Raw genomic sequence first — 19,647 nt, forward strand, 5'->3', positions numbered from 1 at the left:
AAGCCGTCCGGGATCGGCTTCGATCCGTACGCGTAGCGCCGGAGGCGCCCAGGGACGGGGAGAGGGGGACGGCTTGTAGAGGCCGTCCCCCTTTCCCACGGTGCGGCGACAAGCGCGTGACGGAGTGCTCCTGGCGGCACTCACACTCGCGGCAGGAGTACCAGGATTGGCCGGCCGCCTCGTACGGAGCGGCGGGGTTAAGCAGTGCTCCAGTTGGGGTCGCGGCCGAGATAACGCAGAAGGACCGCCACGTCGTCGTCGCCCTCCTCGGGGGCCAGCGCGGCGGCGTACGCGCCGTATGCGCGCAGCGGTTCGACGATCTCCCTGGCGACCGTGAGGAGGGAGCGGGCCAGCTCGGGCCTGAGCGGGGGCGGCCGGCCCGTCGCCAGGGCGATGTCCCAGGCATGGACCGCTGCGTCCAGCCCGCACGCCGCCGAGCCGGACCAAGGGGACATCGTGTGGGGCGGCACGGGCACGGGCACCTCGACGGCGTCCCGGTCGACCCCCGCCCACGCCTTCGCGGCGCGGGCCAGGGCGTCCTCCAGGAACGTCACCGGGTCCACCCCCTCCATCTCCCCAGACGGTTCGAACGGGTTGAAGCCGGGGCCGGGTTCGCCGGTCAGCGCGGCGGCGTAGCCGATCTGGTCGCCGACGGCGTGCTGGAAGACCTGGGCGACGGTCCAGGCCGCGCAGGGCGTCGGCCGGTGCCAGCCGTCGGCGGGGACGGCGCGGGCCGCCGTGCGCAGTGCTTCGTGGGAGTCGTCCAGGACGTCCCAGCCGCTGGAGACGATGTCATCGCTCATCGGAGAGTCCCCTTTCTTGGTGCCCTCACGGTGATGAGTGTTGTTGGCCGACCGACGAGTCCGGCCAGAGACGGAGACCTGTCGAGCAAGGGCATCAACTCCTTGAGGTCTCCCACGGTTTCCACCACCCCGCTCTGTCGTCGGCCAACGCCATCACCGAAGTCATCCAACAACCGACAGGAGCTCCCAGTCTGCCCGTTTCGGCTCTCGCCGAAAGGCATTGGTCCGTCTTACTGACCGCGGACATCCTTATGACGTGCAGCGACGGTGGAGGCGCACCGTCTTGGTCACGGCATGTCCGAGGGGAGGTTTGCTCAATGCGTGCCCGTGGGCGCTTCGGCGCAGCCACAGCCGCCGTTCTGGAGACAGCTCTGCAAGTCGCGGACGGCTCGCGACGGCAACCTGCCCACCCGCCTGGCCGGCCTCGCCCTGGAACGGCGCGGACATGCCCCACGCCTTGAGGCTGAACCTCTCGGCGCAACGCCGTCCGTAGGAGTCCGACGCACGCGATGTCAGACCACCGTGGGGCGGCCAGGTCCGAAACGCGACTCTCGCCACCGGACGACAACCGCTGTCCCCCAGTCCCGGCCCCCGCAGAACCCGCCCCCACACGAGAGGACGTCATGCTCAAGGCTGTGATCGGGCTGTTTCTGGTATCGGCCGTCCTGACCGGTTGTGCCGACACCGCGGACAGCACGCGCCACACGGTGGCTCTGCCCGCCGCCCAGGCCGCTCCCCTGACCGATGCCGAACAACTGCGGATCTCGGATGCCCAGCAACGGCTGATCGGCACGTGCATGAGACGCGAGGGCTTCGAGTTCTGGGAAGCCGAGCGGCTCAGCCTGGCGGAGAGCCGCACACTCGGCTACGTACTGGACGACGTCGGCTGGGCCCGCGAGTACGGCTACGGCAGTCGCCTCGATGCCGAGGACGCCGTCGCCCGCGCCGCCAACCCCAACCTCGCCTACCGCAAAACCCTCCCCGAGCGGCGACGCCAGGCGTACGACACAGCGCTGGACGGCGGGCTCGACGTGCCTGTGATCTCCGTCGAGATCCCTGGTGGCGGGACCGTGAGCAAGCAAATGGGCGGCTGTGTGGCCGAGTCCGAGAAGAAGCTCTATGGGGATCCCCGGGAATGGTTCCGCGCGGAGAAGACCTCCGGGCATCTCCGGTCGCTCTACGTGCCCAAGGTGCTGGCCGACCGGCGGTTCTCCGCCGCTCAGAACGCATGGTCGCACTGCATGCACTGCATGAAGAAGGCGGGCTACGACTACAAGGACCCGGGAGCCTCCCGCCAGGCGGCGATCGCGCGCTCGGACCGGGTGGCCGAGCCGAAGGTCTTCGAGTCCGAGCGGAAACTCGCAGTGGCCGACGCGAGGTGTGCGCGAGCCACCGACCTTCGCGCCATCGGCGAGGAGCGCGAGCGCCACTACGTCGCCCAGCTGCGCGACCGCTACGGCGACGCCCTCGACACCTACTCCCGGTTGCAGCACCAGGCTCTCGACCACGCCAAGAAGATCGTCGGCCCTCGGGTCTGACCACCTCTCACCTCCACGGCCAGCCCGTGGGAACCGCAAGCCTCGCTCCGAGGCGGACATCAAGGAGTACGTCATGCGCAGAACAGGCACAGCCGCCTTCGTCGTCGCCCTGGCATCCCTCGGCCTCATGACACCGTCCACCTCCGCCTCGGCGGGGACACGGGACTGGGTCTGCGGGAGCAAGTGGCCGGGCCGTGACGGCTATGTGCGGGCATGGCAGGACTACGGCTGTGACGGCGGGTTCCTCGGCCAGGACCAGGGAGACGACCGCTTCTGAGGCGATGACGCCGGCGGGTTCCAGGGGCTGGCCCAGATACTGGCGTCCTCTGTGATGAACAGCGGATTCATCGGAGGCAAGGACGTCGTCGCCTTCTACGCCGAGAAGGACTACCAGTACGACAAGGGCTACGTCTGCCTCGCTCCGGGTGAGAGGTGGGCGGACAACCTCACGGACAACTACTTCGCCAACACGGGGGTGAGCCGCCTCCCCGGCAGGGCCGCACCGGTCGTGGACCACCAGCTTCCCAAGCTGAGGGTGCGAGTTCGAATCTCGTCACACGCTCGATGGTTAAGGCCCAGGTCAGCGACCTGGGCCCTTTTGTTGTCCGTGGTGATCAGTTGTCGTGTGCCGGGAGTCACAGCTCGGTGATCTCCACGGGCTTCAATGCCTGGGCGGGTGTCAGTTCTGGTCGGACGCGTCGCCGTAGACGTTGGCGGGGCTGATCACCTGGGTGACGGCCCGGCCGAGGAGGATGCTGGGATTCTCGGCGTTCGAGGGGATGTCGGTGTTGAGCAGGATCACCATCGTCGCCTTCTGGGCGGGCAGGTGGACGGTCAGGCTCTGGTAGCCGGGCAGGGAGCCCGCGTGGCCGTACTTCTCGCGGAAAGCAGCACAACGCCGTGCGCAGCCCATTGCTCTGGGATCGGACCTTGATCGAGCTCGGCTGGGTGTGGTGTTGACCCTCGTAGCTAATCTGACTAGTCTTTAGCTAACGACATTAGCCATCTTGTTGGAGGACGACATGACCGAGCACCTGAGAATCGGCAAGAACACCATCGCCTTCGACGTGACCGGGGAGGGGCCCCTGGTCGTGCTGGCGCACGGTATCGGCGACAGTCGGCACTCCTACCGCTTCCTCGTTCCCGGCCTGGTGGCCGCCGGTTACCGGGTCGCGAACGTAGACATCCGCGGGTGCGGCGAGTCCAGCCTCGGCTGGGACGGTTACAGCCGCACCGACATCGCCGGAGACCTGGTCGCCGTCGTGCGTCACCTCGGCGGCCCGGCCGTGATCATCGGACAGTCGATCAGCGGCGGCGCCGCGACCATCGCGGCCGCCACCGCGCCCGACGTGATCAGCGCGGTGATCGAGCTGGCTCCGTTCACCCGTGCTCAGCCGGTCGACCTGGGCGGGCTGATCCGGGTCAAGCGCTTCCGGACCGGGTACATGCGGTTGGTGCAGGTCATCGTCCGGGGACGCGTGGCGGACTGGAAGAAGTATCTCGACGTGGCCTACCCGGCCAAGCCCGCTGACTGGAGCAGCGAACTGGCCCGCATCGAGGCCACGCTGAGTGAGCCCGGCCGGATGAAGGCCCTGCAGGACATGTGCAAGTCCAAGCCCACCGACGCCGGTGCCCAGCTCGCCCACGTCACCTGCCCGGTCCTGATCGTCGAAGGCAGTCTGGACCCCGACTGGGCCGACCCCCGCGCCGAAGGGGAGAAGATCATCGCCGACCTGCCCGCCGGCCTCGGCGAGCTTGCCGTGATCGACGGCGCCGGCCACTACCCGCACGCCCAGACCCCCGACCAGGTCCTCGCGCTGGCCCTGCCGTTCCTGGCCAAGGCGGCCCGCCGTGCCTAGGGCCGGACTCACCGCCGCGACGGTCACCGAAGCCGCCGCCGCCCTGGTCGACGAGGTCGGGTTCGACCAGCTCGGCATGGGCCTGGTCGCCGAACGGCTCGGGGTCAAGACTCCCTCGCTGTACAAGCACGTCACCGGTCAGACCGACCTCGCCCACCGGATCGCCATCCTGGCCATGAACCAGTGCGCCGACGCCATCCGCGACGCCATCCAGGGCCGGTCCGGCACCGAAGCCCTGGTCCGCGGCGCACAGGCGATGCGGACGTTCGTCAAGGACCACCACGGCCGATACGCCGCAGCCAACGCCGCCCGCCCGACCGGACCAGACGACCCCCTCATCGACGCCCTCAACCGGGTGGTCGACTCCTGGGCGGCCATGCTGCACGGCTACCGGATCGACCCCGACCAGCAGATCCACGCGCTGCGGATGCTTCGCACGGTCCTGCACGGATACGCGTCCCTGGAAGCAGCCGGCGGGTTCCGGTTCGCCACCGACATCGACGACAGCTTCACCTGGATGATCGACTTCATCGACCACGGCCTGCGGGAGACCACGGCCACCAGCACCCACAGCGCCGCGCCGGGCGGGACCCTCTGACCTGCCGCGCAGCGCGCCCCACGCCGCTGCCCGGCCCCACCGGCCACCGGCGGACCACTCGCTCGCCGAAACCCCGCCCCTGCCCTCCCGCACCAGCCAGAAGTGGAAACCACCATGAAGCCGGTCCTCACCGCGGTCATCGACATCGACGCCACCCCGCAAGCGGTGTGGGACGTCCTCACCGACTTCGCCGCCTACGGCGAATGGAGCACCTTCTCCGCGGCCGAGGGAACCGCCCAAGTGGGAAGCCGGCTCACGATGCGCATGCCGGGCATGACCTTCAGGCCCACGGTCACCGTGGCGACGCCCGGCCAGGAACTGCGGTGGGTCGGCACGCTCGGCATCAAGCAGCTGTTCCACGGCCGGCACTCCTTCGTCCTTTCCCCCAACCACGACGGCACCACCCGCCTGACCAACCACGAGGAATTCTCCGGCGCCCTGGTCACCCTGATCCGGCCCTTCCTCAGAACACCCAAAAAAGACGGGTACGCCGCCTTCAACACCGGCCTCAAGCAGCGGGTGGAAGCCCGCACCGGACTCGGTCCGGATGCGTGAGGTGCCGGTGGTCGCCGGGATCGGGATGGCCGCCGCGATGCCATGCCCCAGCCCTCATACCGCTGACCTCTGCGGTGAAACCGGCCCGCCACGGTGACTCACTCAAGGGCTCGACATGAACGTGGTCCCAGATTCGGTGACCGTGCTGGAGGTGGGACCGCAATAGGGCGACCCGTACGACCCACCAGCGGCCAGTACGTCACTCACGCGAACCGGTGTCGTGGTCGGTGGCGAAGACGTCCGCCGACTCGAAGACACGACACCCGAACACCGAGGTTGTTTCATAGGTGACCGCTCGGGAAACACCACGACACCCGGCGGTCCACGTGGGGCGATCGCGTTTCATGAGTTGGTGCAATTGACTGGACGTCTGAAAGGAACCCCACGAAACAGTCAGGACCGTGAACGACGACTTCAAGCGCGCGAAATCGCACGCCTGCCTGATGTCCACCTGGGCCGCCCCCGCGGGCTTGCCGTGCCGGACCGGCAAGGGCAAGGTGGCCATCCAGTAACACTCCGTCCGCTTCCGCCTCGTGCCCCCACTCGCGAAAGTGCTCGGAGTGCCGACACCGGCCGTACGCAAACCGGGCTCGGTCTGAACCGCGCTGCCCCGGCCCGCGAGCGCCGACGCCGAGCCCGTCGGACACGTCCGACTCGGGTACGCCCGCGCACCCACCACGATCCCCATCAGTGAGTGACGCCGAGCGCGGCGTCTGCCCTTGGTCACTGCGCCATCGGCAGTCCGGGCCCTGTGCAGCGCACGTCCCGTCGGCACCGTCCCGTCGAGAAAGTCCGCGGCCAGCCGTGTCGTCGCGCAGGCGTTGCCGCAGCTGGCGAAGACGCCTTCCGCCGTGGGACAAGCACAGTCCGGTCATGCCGGGCGGTCGCGCCAGTCCGGAATGCGGTCTCAAACCCGCCCCCAGCGGATTCCCCGTCCATCGCGCACAGCCTCCGACGGGTCGCCTCGGGGGCGGCCTCAGAAAGGGACCGCCGTCGAGCCGTCTGCTGCCCGGTGCCGCCAGGACATGCAACGGCGGTGCGAGCCCACCCAGCCCCTGCCTGATCGAGGAACCTCTCGTCGAGTGTCCCCCACGGGCGGCGGCTACTTCGTCGCCCTGCCCGGGCCCGAGCCAGCGAGGACCGGTTCGGACGCGGACTGCTCGCGCCCTGAGTACGCGTAGCCGACATGTCCTAGCCGCCTCGTTACGGGCCGTGCTCCTGAAGTTCGCGGCGATCGTGTTCGCCGAAGCAGAAGTCGGGCCCGTGCCCGTGGTCTTCCGCCGACGGTGCGCCCGCGGAAGCTGCGTACGTCGCGCACTGGGCGCTGTCCATGATCCGATCGCTGTCGGACGCGGCATTGGCGAGGCTCGCGCAGCACACGGTCAGGAGCAGGCCGCCCGCAACCAGCGGCAGCCTGCGACGTGCGGGCGGCGGGGCCAGCAGGGCGCGCACCCGCTGCGGCACCACCCCGCCGGTCGCGGCCAGGGCCGCGGGGCGGGACACGCCGGTGGAGGCCAGGGCAGCACGGCCGACCGCATGGGCGACGACGGTGCGGTCGCCGACCCGAGCTGCGGCCTCCTCGTCGGCCCAGCGTTCCAGGACGAAGTCGCCCGCCACGGCCAACGGCCGCAGCAGGGGGTTCAGGGCCGCCGCGAGCCGCCACAGGCCCTGGAAGAGGTGATGGCGCCCGCGCAGATGGGCCCGCTCGTGCGCGAGCAGGGCCGCGCGCTCCCGGTCGCCGAGGCAGCGCAGCATCCCGCGGGAGACGACGACGCGTCCGGGCTTTCCGGGCAGCGCGAAGGCGATCGGGGCGTCGTCGTCCAGGACCGCCAGCTCCGTCTCCTGTGGTAGCTGGGCGCACTCCCGCCGCGCCCGGACAAGGTGACGGGTCTGCCGTACGGCGGCCACGCCCAGCGAGACGGTGCCCACAGCCAGCACGAGGGCGCTGGCGGCCGCGACGACCAGGTACACCGGGTCCTCCGCGCGCAGTGCGGCCACCGACCAGCGGCCCTGCTCCGCGACCTCCGGGATCTGCGCCACACCGGTGAACGCCAGCAGAGCCAGTGCCCCCGCCCAGCCGACGGAGGTGACGAGCGCGACGCAGGCCAGCGCCCAGGCGGTGGGACGCGGGGGCAGAAGGGGCGCCAGCCGGGGTGCGAGCACGGCCAGGACGGCCGTGACGGCGAACGGGACGTACACGGTGATCAGCACGGCTTCACGACCTCCCGCCAGGGCGGTCGTCCTCGGCACGGGATCCGTTCCCGAACAGGAGCTGCTGGAGCATGTGCTCGTCCTGTATGGACAGCTCCGACACGAAGCGGGCGAGGACCGCTTCTCTGTCGGTGCCGCCCTCCAGCAGTGAGTGCATGCGTTGGGCGGTGTGGGACGCCTCGTCGCGCACCGGCTCGTAGGCGTAGCCGCGCCCCTCGCGGTGCCGGACGAGCATCTCCTTGTCGTGCAACCGGGACAGGATGGTCAGGACGGTCGTGTAGGCCAGGTCGCCCGGCAGCGCCTGCCGGACCTGGCCGGCGGTCAGGGGGCCGTCGGCGGCCCAGAGCGCGGCGAGGACATCGCCCTCCAGCTCGCCGCGGGCTCGCCTGCCAAGCGCCCCGCGGGCGCCGCCGTCCTCTCGCTCCTGCACCGGATGCCTCCGTTCGCCGACCGTCCGCACAGACTACCCGGCCACCTCCTACTAGTTGTAGGAGGTATGCTCCGGGCTTCGAACCGCGAACTACTACAACTCGTAGAGTTCTGCTGCTCCCGTCCCCTGCGGAGGAAACCCATGCCCCACCGCGCGAGCACGGCGTCCAGACACGCACTCACGGGCGCCCCTCCTCCGCAGTCCGCCGCGCCGCCCGGCGCGGGGCGGGTCGCGGTCGCCTCCGCGAGTGTCGGAGCCGGTCACGACGGTGCCGCCGCCGAGCTCGCCCGCCGTCTGACCGCGCAGGGCTACACCGTGGACCGCCTTGATCTGCTGGACCTGCTCCCCGCCCACCTGGGCCGCACCGTTCAGGAGGGCTGTCACCGGATGCTGGTGCGAGCCCCTTGGGCCTATCAGCGGATCTACTCCAGCACCGAGCGCGCCGGGGGCGGCGGGCCGGTGGCGCGGGCGCTGCTGCGCACGGCGCAGGACCGGATGCTGGGCGCCCTGCATCCGGGCACCGGAGCCGTCGTCTCGACGTATCCCGGGGCCAGCCGGGTCCTGGGCGACCTGCGCCTGGACGGTCGGCTGGCCGTGCCCGTCCTCACCTATCTCACCGACTTCTCGGTACATCCGCTGTGGGTCGCGCCGGGTGTGGACGTCCACCTCGCCGCTCACGCCGTACCCGCCGGCCAGGCGCGTGCGGCCGGGGCCCGGGACGTGCGAGTGCGCGGGCCGGTCACGGACCCCCGTTTCCGGCCCTGCGACGCACGGGCGCGTGCCCGCGCCCGGGGGAGGTTCGGGTTGCCGTCCCACGCCCCGCCGGCTCTGCTGGTCGCCGGGTCCTGGGGCGTGGGCCCGGTCCGCACCGTGGCCCGGGAGCTGCGTGACTGCGGCGCCGCCGTCCCGGTCGTCGTCTGCGGCCGCAACGAGGCCCTGGCCGAGCAGCTGCGCGCCGACGGCATCGACCACGCCTTCGGCTGGGTCGACGACATGCCCTCCCTGATGCACGCCGCCGACGTCCTGGTGCAGAACGCCGGCGGGCTCACCTCGCTGGAGGCGTTCGCCTGCGGCCTGCCCGTCGCCAGTTACCGCTGCATACCCGGGCACGGGCTGACCAACGCCGCAGCCATGGACGAGGCCGGTGCGGCCGTGTGGATACGCGACCCGGCCGACCTCAAGGCAGTGCTGTGCGATCTCATCGACGGACCGCTCGGACACCGCCAACGGGCAACCGGATTCGCCCTGTTCGCTCAGTCCCCCGACAGCTGCCCTACGGCCGAGATTGCGCGCGAGCACCGGTCAGGAGTCCCCGACCCGGCATTTCGCCCGGTTGTACACCGGCACCGCACAACGCGCCGGCTCGCTGCCACGGCCGTCCTCGCGTCCGTCGTGTGCGCCTGCGCCGGCGCCACCGGGGTGGCGACGACCTACGACGGTCCCGACCTCATCCACGCCATCAGCCACCGCCTCGACCCGGACGGCTTCCCACCGGAGCACACCTCCCCGTCGCAGGACGACCACTCGTGAACATCGCCCCGACGCTGCGCACGGCCGCCCTCGCCGCCGTACCCGTCCTCGCCGCCGCCCACGCCGCACCCGTCGTCTCCACCTTCGGACCGCTGCGCAACCGCCTCATGCCCCGCCTCTCGGCCCGCGGCCGCGCGAACCACATCGCCCTGACCTTCGACGACGGCCCCGGCCCCCGCTCCACCCCACACTTTCTACGGCTGCTCGCCGGGCGCGGAGTACACGCCACGTTCTTCCTGCTCGGCAGCGAGGCACACCGCTCCCCCTGCCTGGTCCGCGAGATCGCGGCGGCCGGTCACGAGATCGCCGTCCACGGCTGGCTGCACCGCCCCCTGCTGCTGCGTGGCCCGCGCGCCACCCATGACGACCTCCGCGGGGCCCGCGACACCGTCGGCACGATCACCGGACGGCCGCCCGCGCTCTTCCGGCCCCCGTACGGCGTCATGTCCACCGCGGCCCACCTCGCGGCCCGCCGCCTCGACCTGACCCCGGTGCTGTGGACCTGCTGGGGAGAGGACTGGACGGCACGCGCCACCCCGCACTCCGTCCACCGCACCGTCACCGCCGACCTGGACGGCGGCGGCACGATCCTGCTCCACGACTCCGACTGCACTTCCGCCCCGGAAGCCTGGCGTTCGACTCTGGGCGCCCTGCCCCGGATCCTCGACACCTGTGCGGAACGGGGTTTCGGGGTCGGACCGCTGCGCGAGCACGGACGGCCCCGGCCCTGACCGCCACAGGAAACTCTCCTCGGACCTCGGACCTCGGACGCCCTACCTCTCCGACATGCCACGCGCGGCCCGGGTGGTCCACAGCAGGATGAGCGCAGCGGCTTGGACACCGGTGACGGTGACGACCAGAGCGGGGACGGAGACGTCGTACAGGGCCCCGGTCAGCGCGCCGCCGACCAGGGCGGCGGCGCCGAGAATCCCGGCGAAAAGACCATAGGCGGTGGCCCGCCGGCCGCTCGGCACCAGGTCGGCGACGGTGGCGCGCAGGGTGGATTCCTGTACGCCGACGGCGGCGCCCCACACCAGGGCGCCGACCACAGCGATCCACAGCGTGCCGGTGAAGGCGAGGGCTGCAGCCGCGGCGGACAGTACAGGCAGCACGACCAGGACCCGGGCGCCGTACCGGTCGTACAGCCAGCCCGTGGCCAGGGCCGCCAGCGCGTCGGCGGCCATCGCCGCCGCGTACAGCACGGGGACCGTCGCGACGGACATCAGATGGCGGGTCACCAGGTGATAGGAGAGGACACCGAAGGTGGCGAAACCCGTCAGGGTCGCCGCCGTGAAGGCCGCGTAGGCCCAGAAGGCCGGGGGCAGCCTCACGTCCTGAGGCGTGGTGGCGTACGCGACTCCGGGCGCCGGGGCGACGGCAGCCGTCTCGTAGGCGATCGGGTCGGGGACCCTGGCCCGCAGCCACACGAGCAGGCCGATCGCGGCCACGCCGGGCAGCGCGAGAACACCCAGCGCGGGCGCGTAGTCGTCACCGGTGAGGGCGAGGACGCCGGCGACCGTGAGCGGACCGAGCAGGGCGCCGACCTGGTCCAGCGCCTCGTGGACAGCGAATCCCCGCCCGCGGCCGGTGGCGGCGGTGGCGTGCGAGAGCAAGGTGTCCTTGGCCGGGGAGCGCACCGCCTTGCCGATCCGCTCGGCGATCACCAGCGCGCTCGCCACCCACAGGACACCCGCGAGCCCGAGCACCGGGACACTGACCGCGGTCAGGACGTATCCGGCGATCGTCCATGTCCAGAAACGGCGGCTGCGGTCGGCCAGCGGCCCGGAGACCAGCCTCAGTCCGAGTGCGGCGGCCTCCCCCGCCCCAGTGACCACACCTACCACGACCGCCGAGGCGCCCAGCCGGGCGAGCAGTGGGCCGGTGACCGAACGTGCCCCCTCGTAGACGAAGTCCATCAGCAGGCTGACGCCCCCGAACAGCACGACGAACCGCCACGGAGACAGGCGCCGGGCCGGTCCGCCCGCCGGTGCGGACGCGGAGCGGGTGGACTTCACGTCGCCTCCCGGGACTTTGTCGGCCAACCGCGGAACATCTACTACATCATGTAGAGGTAGGCTCTGTCAGCAAGGTCCCCCGCAGGACCGTGGATCTGCGGGAAATCATCTGCTGGAAAGGGCTCCCGCCGATGTCCCCACCCATCCATCCGGCGTCGCAACTGGCCGTGAACGTGCTCGACGCCCATTCGCTGCTGGCGGCGTTCGGCGTACTGGGCGTCGGGGTGGCGATGTTCGCCGAGACAGGGCTGCTGGTCGGGTTCTTCCTGCCGGGCGACTCGCTGCTCTTCACAGCGGGTCTGCTGTGCACCGGCTCGGCGGAGTCGAGTGTGCGCCTGTCGCTGGGACCGCTCTTGTTCGCGGCGGCGGCAGGCGCCCTGGCCGGGGCGCAGTGCGGCTATGTGCTCGGCCGGAAGGCGGGTGGAGCACTGCTGGCCCGTAGCCGCTCGCAGCGTCTGCGCGAGGGTGCGAAACGCGCCGAGGAACTCCTGGAGCGATACGGACACGCGAAGGCGATCACACTGGCCCGTTTCGTGCCGGTGGTGCGGACCGTACTCAATCCGATGGCCGGCGCGCTGGAGGTGCCGGTGCGCGCGTTCACGTTGTGGCAGATCATCGGCGGCCTCGTGTGGAGCCTCGGACTCACCCTCGCGGGGTACGCGCTGGGCTCGTCGATCCCGAACGTCGACCGTTACCTGCTCCCGCTGGTGGCATTGATCGTTCTCGTGTCGCTGCTCCCCCTGGCTGCCGAGGTGTACCGGGCTCGGCGGGATGCTCGATCCAAGGGAGAACGCACGTGATCATGGCTCTTGACGGGTCGTCGGTCGACGGCACCACCTACCTCGACGTGGTGCGTCTGGCCCGGCACGCGCCGGCCCGGCTGGACGGCGCGGTGTCGTTCTGGTCGACGTACGGGCTCGCGGTGTTCGCCGTCCTCGCGGGCATCGGCTGGTGGTCCGCGCGACGGGCCGGTGGCGCGGCCGCGGTGACGGCGCTCGCCGTGCCGGTGGTCGTGGTCGTTGCGTATGGCATGGACGCCCTGACGAAGCTGGCGGTGCGTGAGGACCGGCCGTGCCAGAGCCTTCGAGTGCAGACCCTGGAGACGTGTCCGGTGCCCGGCGACTGGTCCTTCCCCAGCAACCACGCGGCGATCGCCGCCGCGGCTGCCGTGGCCCTGCTGTTCGTCTCGCGTCGGCTGGGGGCGGTCGCGGCCGTGGCGGCCCTGGCGATGGCGGTCTCGCGGGTGTGGGTCGGCGCGCACTATCCGCACGACGTCCTGGCAGGCGTGCTGGTCGGTGGCCTCGTCGCGCTGTTGGCGATGCTCGTGCTGCGACGGTGGTCGCGATCGGTGGACCGCTGGATCGGCTCCGGCCGCCTGCGCCGGCTGCTGAGCGCCTCATGAATCGGCGCGACGCCGCCGACCTGGCCGGGACGGTCGGTCTCGGCGCCTGGGTGGCGTTCGGCGTCCTCACGATGGTGGTGATCGGGCAGAACGGCGCTCCGCTGTGGACGGACGACGGATTCCTGGCCTGGTCGCTCGACCATCGGCCGGAGGTCGCCGGGGCGCTGGCCCGAGGGGTGACCGATACCGGCAGCGGCGCCGTCCCCTACGCCCTCGCGGCGTTGGCCGGTGTGGTCGCGGGGCGAACCGTTCGGCGAAGGATGTGGGCCGCCGCGCTGAGCCTTGCCTGTCTGGGAACAGGTCAGGCGCTGCGCTACGGGGTGATGGCAGTCGTCCAGCGGCCGCGCCCGGCGCATGCCGACTGGGCGGCGTCGGCGGGCGGTTGGGCCTTCCCCTCCGGGCACACCACGACAGCGGCCCTCACCGCCGGGCTGCTGATCGTCGCGGTCTCACTGCGCACCCCGCGCGGCGCCACCCCGCTTCGGGTCGTCGTCGGTTGCTGGGGCGTGCTGGTGGGCCTGTCCCGGGTCTATCTCGGCGTGCACTGGTTCACCGACGTCATCGGCGGCTGGCTGTTCGCCACCGGATGGCTCGGAGTGTGCCTGTACACGATGACCCGGTGGCTGCCCGCATCGTTCGTCTCCGGTACGCCACGCACGCCGGACAATTGAACGGAGGGCCATGCGCCACAAGATCCTGGTCGTCGAGGACGATCACGCCTTGCGTGACGTGCTGCGCCGAGGCCTGCTCGACGAGGACTTCGACCCCGTACCCGCCGCCGACGGCGCCACCGCCCTGCGGCTGGCCACCACCGACATCGCGGCCGTCGTCCTGGACGTCGGGCTGCCCGACGCGGACGGCCGGGACGTCTGCCAGGCACTGCGCGCAGGCGGTTTCGCCGCCCCGATCATCTTCCTGACGGCCCGCCACCACCTCACCGACCGGCTGTCCGGGTTCTCCGCCGGAGCCGACGACTACCTTTCCAAGCCGTTCCATCTCGCCGAACTCGTGGCCCGGCTGCGGGCCGCACTCAAACGGGCCGCACCCGCGGCCGTGGCCACCGCCGGAGACCTGGCCCTGGACGCGATGCGGCACAGCGCGCAGGTCGGCGACGTCCACATCGACCTGTCTCCCACGGAGTTCCGTCTGCTGGCCACGCTCATGGCCGCAGGCGGGGCCCTCGTGTCCCGCCGCGACCTGGTAAGGGCCGCCTGGCCGGACGGCGCGCAGGTCAGCGACAACACCCTCGACCAGTATCTGAGCCGGCTGCGCCGCAAGTTGCGCGAAGCGGGCAGCGGCCTCGGTCTCACCACGACACGCGGGATCGGGCATCGGCTGTCATGAACCGGCTCGCGCGCCGTCTGGCGCCCCGCACGCTGCGCGGTCGGCTCTCGCTCGTAGCGCTGACCACCGCCGCGCTCCTGATGACCGTGCTGACCGTCGTGTTCAACACCGTGATGGACCGGCACCTCCGGCACCAGGCGGACGACGAACTGCGCAACCGTGCCGCCGCCGTCGCCACCACCGTCGACACCAGCGGGCCCCGGGTGCGGGTCCTGGAGACGGTCAACGACAGCCTGCTCGACACGAACGTGTGGATCTACACCGGGACACGGTTGTTGGAAAAGCCGCCGTCCGCCACGGCCCACAGTGCGCTGACTCAGGCCGCCCACCGGCTCGCCGCCCGGGGCAAGCCTGTCTGTGCGACCGTGCACACCGACAACCCCCGTTTCGTCCGCCTGTGCTCCCAGCCCGTGTCCGGCCATCGCAGCACCGCCACCGTCGTCACGGCCGTGGATCTCGCCCCTTACCGCAACTCCGCCGCCACCCTGCTGTCGGGCTCGCTGATCCTGGACGCCGTCATGCTCGCGTGCACCTACGCGCTGACGCGGCTGGCCGTCGGACGGGCGCTGCGCCCCGTGCGCACCATGACCGACCAGGCCACCCAGTGGAGTGCCGTCGGTTCCGACCAGCGTTTCGGCGCCGAGGACCAGCCGGCCGAACTGGCCCGCCTGGGAACCTCGTTGGACGCGCTACTGGACCGCATTCGCACCGTGCTGCGTCACGAGCAGCAGCTGACCGGGGAGTTGTCCCACGAACTGCGCACCCCGCTCACCCGGATCATCGTCGAGCTCGACTGGTGGCGTGCCCGCCCGCGCTCGGCCGCCGAGACCGACGCCACCCACAAGGTGATCGCGGAGGCCGCCCAGTCCATGCGCACCATCTGCGACACCCTGTTGAACGACGCCCGCGATGGCGCGCGGAACACCGCCACGGCCGTCGGTGCCACCGCTGTCGCTCCCGTGCTGCGTCGGCTGGTCGAGGACCTCGACGCACGGACGCGGCTGAGGACCGTCGTCGACGTGCCGGGCCAGCAGCTTGTGGCGGGCGTCGCTTCGGCTCTTCTGGAGCGCGTCGTCAGCCCGCTGCTGGCCAATGCTGTTCGCTATGCCGGCTCCACGGTGACCGCGTCCGCGAGGCAGGTGCCCGGCGGCGTCCGCATCGACGTGACGGACGACGGCCCTGGCGTACCGGAGGAGTTCCTCGACGACCTCTTCCAGCCCGGCCGGCGCGCGGACTCCGGCGACGGGCATGACGGGGCAGGCCTGGGACTGCCGCTCGCGCGGCGCCTGGCCCGCTCCGTCGGCGGCGAGGTCTCCCACGACCCCGGGCACACACCCGGAGCACGTTTCCTGGTCGACCTGCCCGCCGGATGACGTGGTTCAGTCGGCCCGGTGGGCGACCGGCTCCCGGTGGGCCATCTGCGGTGTTCTGCGCTCCTGTACCTGGGCGTACGCCATCATCCCGACCAGAACGGCCAGCAGCACGGCGGAAGATTCCGCCGTACCGAGGTCCAGGCCGCCCCTGGTGACCGGCTTGGTCAGCAGGTCACCGGCGGCGGCTCCCAGGGGGCGGGTAAGGACGAAGGCGATCCAGAACAGCAGCACGTTCGGCACGACCGGCACCTTCATCAGCAGGACGAGGACGGCCAGTGCGCCCGTCACGAGGAGCGCGCCGCCGGCGTAACCGAGGCCTGAACTGTCGGAGAGGAAGTCACCCAGGGAGGTGCCGAGGGTGTTTGAGACGAGGATCGCCGACCAGAACAGAGCCTCGCCGCGGAAGGTGACGATGTCCCGGATCTGGAAGGTCATCCCGGTCGCCTTCCAGACGGCGAAGATGACCAGCAGGATCGAGAGGAGGATCGCGGCACCGGTCGGATAGCCCATGCCGAGGCCCTGCGGACCCCAGCCGAGTGAAGTGGCCCCGCCCGAGAGGTACTTGGCGCTCGCGTCACGGTTCATGAAGTCGGACATCGTGGTGCCGGCCATGCTGGTCGACAGGATCACCGTCCAGTAGGAGAACGGGTTGTAGTGGCTGGACCCGAGCTGGACGACCAGAGTCACCACGAAGATCAGGAACAGCGCGATCGTGGTCAGGAAGTAGCCGAGCCCGAGGGTCTGCGCGAACAGGTCGCCGGCTGTCTCGCCGAGGGTGGTGGCGGTGATCTTCATGATCCAGAACGCCAGCGTCACTTCTGGGAGCTTCTTCATCACCGACTTGGTCGCACTCGCGACGTCGAGGTCGGTGAGCATTTCCGGTTTCTGCAAGGTGGGGGGCTCCAATGCGGTCGAACAGCAGGGTGCCTGCCCGCGACGCGAACAAGCACCCTGTGCGATCAGGCGACTCCGAACAGTGATCGCCGGAACCGACCCTGGCAGCGCCACCCTGAACGCATCCTGAACGGCTGCAGCTTGCCTGCTCAGGCTGCGTGTCGGACGGAGTACTGCGGCTGCGCCACGTCCTTGCGGGTCACCGAGAGGTACACGACCAGGCCGAGGATGACCGTGAGGAACAGCGCGCTGGTGATGACGGTGCCCAGGCCCAGGCCGCCGTCTCCGCTGGGCTGGGAGAGGTAGTCCCCGATGGACGCGCCGAGCGGACGGGTGAGGATGTAGGCGATCCAGAAGCTCCACACCGCGTCCAGACCGAGCTTGAAGTGCGCGAGGGCGACCGCTGCGATGGCAAGGCCGAACAGGACCGCGGAGAGCCAGTAGCCCAGGTCCATGCGCTCCGAGACCAGGTCACCGGCCGCGGTGCCGAGGGCGAAGGTGAACAGCGCGGCGAGCCAGTAGTACGCCTCACGGCTCGTGGTGTCGATGTGGTGGATGGACAGGGTCCGCTCGCGCCGGTACCAGACCACGAAGACGATCGCGAGGATGATCGCGAATACGGTGGTGCTGGTCTCCAGCGGTACGCCCATGTTGTCGGTGAGGTTGTCGCTGATCAGTGTGCCGACGACGCTGATCAGGGCGACGGCGAGCCAGTACACACCCGCGCGGTAGGCGCTGGTACGGAACTGCACCACCAGAACGACCGCCAGAAGCGCGCTCATCAGCACCGACACACCGGTCAGACCGAGACCGGCCTTCTCGTTGAGCAGGTCGGCCGCGGTCTCGCCGACCGTCGTGCACAGCACCTTGATGACCCAGAAGTAGACGGTGACTTCGGGCACCTTGTTCCAGCCCAGTCGGCGACCGGAGGGCGACACCTGGGGGTCGGCCGCCGAGGGCGTGGGCGTCTGTGAGGTCTCGTATGTCATGAGGCCCGACCGTGCCACGGGATACCTGAACGCATCCTGACTGCCGTGCGGCATCGACTGCCCCACTCCCTTCACCCGGGCACGATGATCACCATGACGACCGACGATCACGGCTCCTGCATAGCGGCGTTCCGCCCCGTCCCGTCCGCCGCCATGGAAGAAGGCCGCCTTGAGCCGTCCGGCTGTCCCCCAACCGCCCGCTGACCGGGTGACGGCCTGGCTGCGCTGGTTTCGTAAGCGAGAGCGGGCAACGTTTATCGCTGGTTTTGGGCAGCGCTTAACGATCAGATCGCTCGGAAACATTGATGAGAGCCGACAACACTGGCGCATGTCTGCCGTCATTGGGTGACTTGTTCCGCCATCGTCTGCCAGTGATCTTCGCTGATACGGTCCGATCATGCCGCGCCTGGTGGAAGTCCCTGGGTACGTACGTTTCTTGACCGCCTCGGCTGTGTCTGCGTTCGGTTCTCAGGTCACGGGGCTGGCCTTGCAGATCCTTACCGCCGTGGCACTGAGCGCATCCGCCACAGAGGTAGGCATCGTCAACGCCGCCCGCTGGGTTCCGTATCTGCTCTTCGGACTCATAGCCGGGGTTGTGGTGGACCGCTGGCGGCGCAAGCCGATGATGGTCGTCACGGACCTCGGAAGAGCAGCTCTGCTCGGTGCGATACCGGTGCTGTATGCGCTGGATCGGCTTAGCATCCCCGCTCTGTGCATGTTCGTCTTCGTGTTCGGGGTGTTGTCCTTGCTGTTCGAGGCGGCGAACCAGTCGTATGTGCCACAGCTGGTGCCCAAAGAACTGCTCAACGCGGGATACGCCCGTGTGCAACAGGCCGACGCGGTGGCCGGTTCGACCGGCCCGCTGATCGCCGGGGTACTGATCAAAATCATGGGAGCGCCGCTGGCCGTGCTCGTGGACGCCGTCACCTATCTGATTTCCGGCCTGCTGCTCGCGTCGGTGAAGGCGCCCGACCCCGTTCCCGACCGAGGCGCACGGCGCAGCCTGGGCAGCGAGCTGCGGGAGGGCGTGGCGTGGGTCTACCGGCATCGCACGCTGGCGTCCATCGCCCTGACCTCGCACGCGATGCTCCTCTTCAACAGCATGGTGAGCACGGTCTTCGTGGTCTTCGCCCTGCACAGCCTCAAGATCGGGACGTTCGGTCTGGGGGTCACCTACGCCTTCGCGAGTGTCGGCGTGATACTCGGCGGTGCGCTCTCCGGGCGCGTGGCCAGAAGACTGGACGTCGGCGCCACTCTGGTCGCCTTCCGCCTGCTCGCCGCCATCGGCTGGCTGCCCCTGGTTTTGGCCGTGCGTGGACCGTGGGCGCTTGCCTCCGTGTCGCTCGGCTTCTTCCTCGTGTCCCTGGCCATCGGAGTCGAAAGCCCGGTGGAGATGAGCTACCGCCAGGCGGTGACACCCGATCGGCTGCGCGGGCGGATGAACGCGACGATCCGCTCGATGAACTGGGGAATGGTAGCGGTGGGGGCACCACTTGGCGGAGTACTCGCCGACCAGGTCAGCTATCGCTTCGCCCTGTGGATCGGACTGTCCGGAGCAGTCGTCCAGGCACTCGTACTGACGTTTTCTCCCACCCGAGGGGCCCGTACTGCCGACGAACTCGATCCCTCGACAGCTGACCTGAGTCGGCACGGCGCAGAAGCCGCTGCCTGGGAGAGCAAGGACTGATCAGCTCGCGGTGGCATTTTGGGCCCGGGCGGCCCTGGTGCCGGCGAGCCGGTAGGAGTCGCTGCCGGTCTCGATGATGTTCCCTCCCAAGGTCAGGCGGTCGACGATGGCTGCGCAGAGCCGCGGATCGGTGAAGGTCTTCGTCCACCCGCCGAACGATTCGTTCGAGGCGATGGCGACGCTGTTCTTCTCCTCCCGCTCGGTCAGCACCTGGAACAGCAACTCCGCGCCGCGGCGGTCCAGTTCCATGTATCCGAGCTCGTCGATCGCGAGAAGGTCCACGCGATGAGTCCACTGCCCGCGTCCAGCGGGGCCGTTCACGCTGGGCAGGCGAGCCGACGGTGGCCGCGGCCCGTGCCCTCAGGTCCAGGTCGACCGCGCGGGTCAGTTCGGTGCCCAGCCGGGTGTAGAGGAAGGCG

Annotated in this window: 20 protein-coding genes, 1 tRNA gene and 1 pseudogene; 14 read left to right on the forward strand and 8 right to left on the reverse strand. The window is 70.2% G+C overall.

The annotated features are described in order from the left end of the window. Positions 1–197 precede the first annotated feature (197 nt). Positions 198–803 (reverse strand): TIGR03086 family metal-binding protein, encoded by a 606-nt coding sequence (locus tag ACZ48Z_RS12060; RefSeq protein ID WP_468735710.1) that lies wholly within the window; start codon positions 801–803, stop codon positions 198–200. 623 nt (positions 804–1,426) lie between these two features. Here ACZ48Z_RS12060 and ACZ48Z_RS12065 point away from each other — a divergent pair. From ACZ48Z_RS12065 to ACZ48Z_RS12075, 3 genes are all read left to right on the forward strand, one after another. Then, a complete protein-coding gene (locus tag ACZ48Z_RS12065; protein ID WP_468735711.1) occupies positions 1,427–2,341 on the forward strand; it encodes a hypothetical protein in 915 nt (304 codons plus the stop codon). Between the two features lie 73 nt (positions 2,342–2,414). Continuing rightward, a complete protein-coding gene (locus tag ACZ48Z_RS12070; protein ID WP_468735712.1) occupies positions 2,415–2,618 on the forward strand; it encodes a hypothetical protein in 204 nt (67 codons plus the stop codon). Between the two features lie 216 nt (positions 2,619–2,834). Beyond that, positions 2,835–2,896: transfer RNA gene (locus tag ACZ48Z_RS12075), tRNA-Gly, on the forward strand. Positions 2,897–3,020: 124 nt separating this feature from the next. Here the strand turns inward: ACZ48Z_RS12075 and ACZ48Z_RS12080 are convergent. Further along, positions 3,021–3,254, reverse strand: a complete 234-nt coding sequence (locus ACZ48Z_RS12080) for a hypothetical protein (RefSeq protein ID WP_468735713.1) — start codon at positions 3,252–3,254, stop codon at positions 3,021–3,023. Positions 3,255–3,363: 109 nt separating this feature from the next. Here ACZ48Z_RS12080 and ACZ48Z_RS12085 point away from each other — a divergent pair, with 109 nt between their 5' ends. The 3 genes from ACZ48Z_RS12085 (at position 3,364) to ACZ48Z_RS12095 (ending at position 5,353) form a co-directional block, all read left to right on the forward strand. After that, entirely contained in the window at positions 3,364–4,200 is an 837-nt protein-coding gene (locus ACZ48Z_RS12085; protein ID WP_468735714.1) for an alpha/beta fold hydrolase, read from the forward strand. After that, a complete protein-coding gene (locus ACZ48Z_RS12090; protein ID WP_468735715.1) occupies positions 4,193–4,798 on the forward strand; it encodes a TetR-like C-terminal domain-containing protein in 606 nt (201 codons plus the stop codon). Before ACZ48Z_RS12085 ends, ACZ48Z_RS12090 begins: the two co-directional genes overlap by 8 nt. A gap of 102 nt (positions 4,799–4,900) precedes the next feature. Beyond that, the gene (locus tag ACZ48Z_RS12095) at positions 4,901–5,353 is read left to right on the forward strand and encodes an SRPBCC family protein (RefSeq protein ID WP_468735716.1); all 453 of its coding nucleotides are present in this window, start codon (positions 4,901–4,903) and stop codon (positions 5,351–5,353) included. Positions 5,354–6,556: 1,203 nt separating this feature from the next. Here the strand turns inward: ACZ48Z_RS12095 and ACZ48Z_RS12100 are convergent. Beyond that, positions 6,557–7,564 carry a M56 family metallopeptidase gene (locus ACZ48Z_RS12100; protein ID WP_468735717.1) on the reverse strand — a complete coding sequence of 336 codons (1,008 nt, stop codon included), beginning with the start codon at positions 7,562–7,564 and terminating at the stop codon, positions 6,557–6,559. Between the two features lie 4 nt (positions 7,565–7,568). Beyond that, positions 7,569–7,994 carry a BlaI/MecI/CopY family transcriptional regulator gene (locus ACZ48Z_RS12105; RefSeq protein WP_468735718.1) on the reverse strand — a complete coding sequence of 142 codons (426 nt, stop codon included), beginning with the start codon at positions 7,992–7,994 and terminating at the stop codon, positions 7,569–7,571. A 141-nt stretch (positions 7,995–8,135) separates the two neighbouring features. On the opposite strand from ACZ48Z_RS12105, the gene ACZ48Z_RS12110 reads away from it, so the two are divergent. Further along, positions 8,136–9,524, forward strand: coding sequence for a glycosyltransferase (locus ACZ48Z_RS12110; RefSeq protein WP_468735719.1), 1,389 nt, complete (start codon positions 8,136–8,138; stop codon positions 9,522–9,524). Continuing rightward, positions 9,521–10,255, forward strand: coding sequence for a polysaccharide deacetylase family protein (locus ACZ48Z_RS12115; RefSeq protein ID WP_468735720.1), 735 nt, complete (start codon positions 9,521–9,523; stop codon positions 10,253–10,255). Before ACZ48Z_RS12110 ends, ACZ48Z_RS12115 begins: the two co-directional genes overlap by 4 nt. A 42-nt stretch (positions 10,256–10,297) precedes the next feature. On the opposite strand, the gene ACZ48Z_RS12120 is transcribed toward ACZ48Z_RS12115, so the two are convergent. Next, positions 10,298–11,539, reverse strand: a complete 1,242-nt coding sequence (locus ACZ48Z_RS12120; RefSeq protein WP_468735721.1) for an MFS transporter — start codon at positions 11,537–11,539, stop codon at positions 10,298–10,300. Positions 11,540–11,670: 131 nt separating this feature from the next. Between ACZ48Z_RS12120 and ACZ48Z_RS12125 the strand changes: the two genes are divergently transcribed. Genes ACZ48Z_RS12125 through ACZ48Z_RS12145 form a run of 5 tightly spaced genes read left to right on the forward strand, consistent with a single transcriptional unit; the run spans position 11,671 to position 15,658 of the window. Then, positions 11,671–12,339 carry a DedA family protein gene (locus tag ACZ48Z_RS12125; RefSeq protein WP_468735722.1) on the forward strand — a complete coding sequence of 223 codons (669 nt, stop codon included), beginning with the start codon at positions 11,671–11,673 and terminating at the stop codon, positions 12,337–12,339. Next, complete coding sequence (locus ACZ48Z_RS12130) at positions 12,336–12,941, forward strand: phosphatase PAP2 family protein (protein WP_468735723.1); 606 nt, start codon at positions 12,336–12,338, stop codon at positions 12,939–12,941. The genes ACZ48Z_RS12125 and ACZ48Z_RS12130 overlap by 4 nt, the downstream gene beginning before the upstream one ends. After that, positions 12,938–13,612, forward strand: a complete 675-nt coding sequence (locus ACZ48Z_RS12135) for a phosphatase PAP2 family protein (protein ID WP_468735724.1) — start codon at positions 12,938–12,940, stop codon at positions 13,610–13,612. The genes ACZ48Z_RS12130 and ACZ48Z_RS12135 overlap by 4 nt, the downstream gene beginning before the upstream one ends. A gap of 10 nt (positions 13,613–13,622) precedes the next feature. Continuing rightward, complete coding sequence (locus ACZ48Z_RS12140; RefSeq protein ID WP_468735725.1) at positions 13,623–14,285, forward strand: response regulator transcription factor; 663 nt, start codon at positions 13,623–13,625, stop codon at positions 14,283–14,285. Further along, the gene (locus ACZ48Z_RS12145; RefSeq protein ID WP_468735726.1) at positions 14,282–15,658 is read left to right on the forward strand and encodes a sensor histidine kinase; all 1,377 of its coding nucleotides are present in this window, start codon (positions 14,282–14,284) and stop codon (positions 15,656–15,658) included. Before ACZ48Z_RS12140 ends, ACZ48Z_RS12145 begins: the two co-directional genes overlap by 4 nt. 6 nt (positions 15,659–15,664) lie before the next feature. On the opposite strand, the gene ACZ48Z_RS12150 is transcribed toward ACZ48Z_RS12145, so the two are convergent. Next, positions 15,665–16,549 (reverse strand): COG4705 family protein, encoded by an 885-nt coding sequence (locus ACZ48Z_RS12150; RefSeq protein WP_468735727.1) that lies wholly within the window; start codon positions 16,547–16,549, stop codon positions 15,665–15,667. A 152-nt stretch (positions 16,550–16,701) separates the two neighbouring features. Further along, a complete protein-coding gene (locus tag ACZ48Z_RS12155; protein WP_468735728.1) occupies positions 16,702–17,541 on the reverse strand; it encodes a COG4705 family protein in 840 nt (279 codons plus the stop codon). A 397-nt stretch (positions 17,542–17,938) separates the two neighbouring features. Between ACZ48Z_RS12155 and ACZ48Z_RS12160 the strand changes: the two genes are divergently transcribed. Further along, positions 17,939–19,228, forward strand: a complete 1,290-nt coding sequence (locus ACZ48Z_RS12160) for an MFS transporter (RefSeq protein ID WP_468735729.1) — start codon at positions 17,939–17,941, stop codon at positions 19,226–19,228. On the opposite strand, the pseudogene ACZ48Z_RS12165 reads toward ACZ48Z_RS12160, so the two are convergent. Next, positions 19,229–19,513: pseudogene (locus ACZ48Z_RS12165) on the reverse strand (ATP-binding protein); the annotation flags it as partial. Positions 19,514–19,647 lie beyond the last annotated feature (134 nt).

This window comes from Streptomyces sp. NPDC031225 (assembly GCF_055570355.1).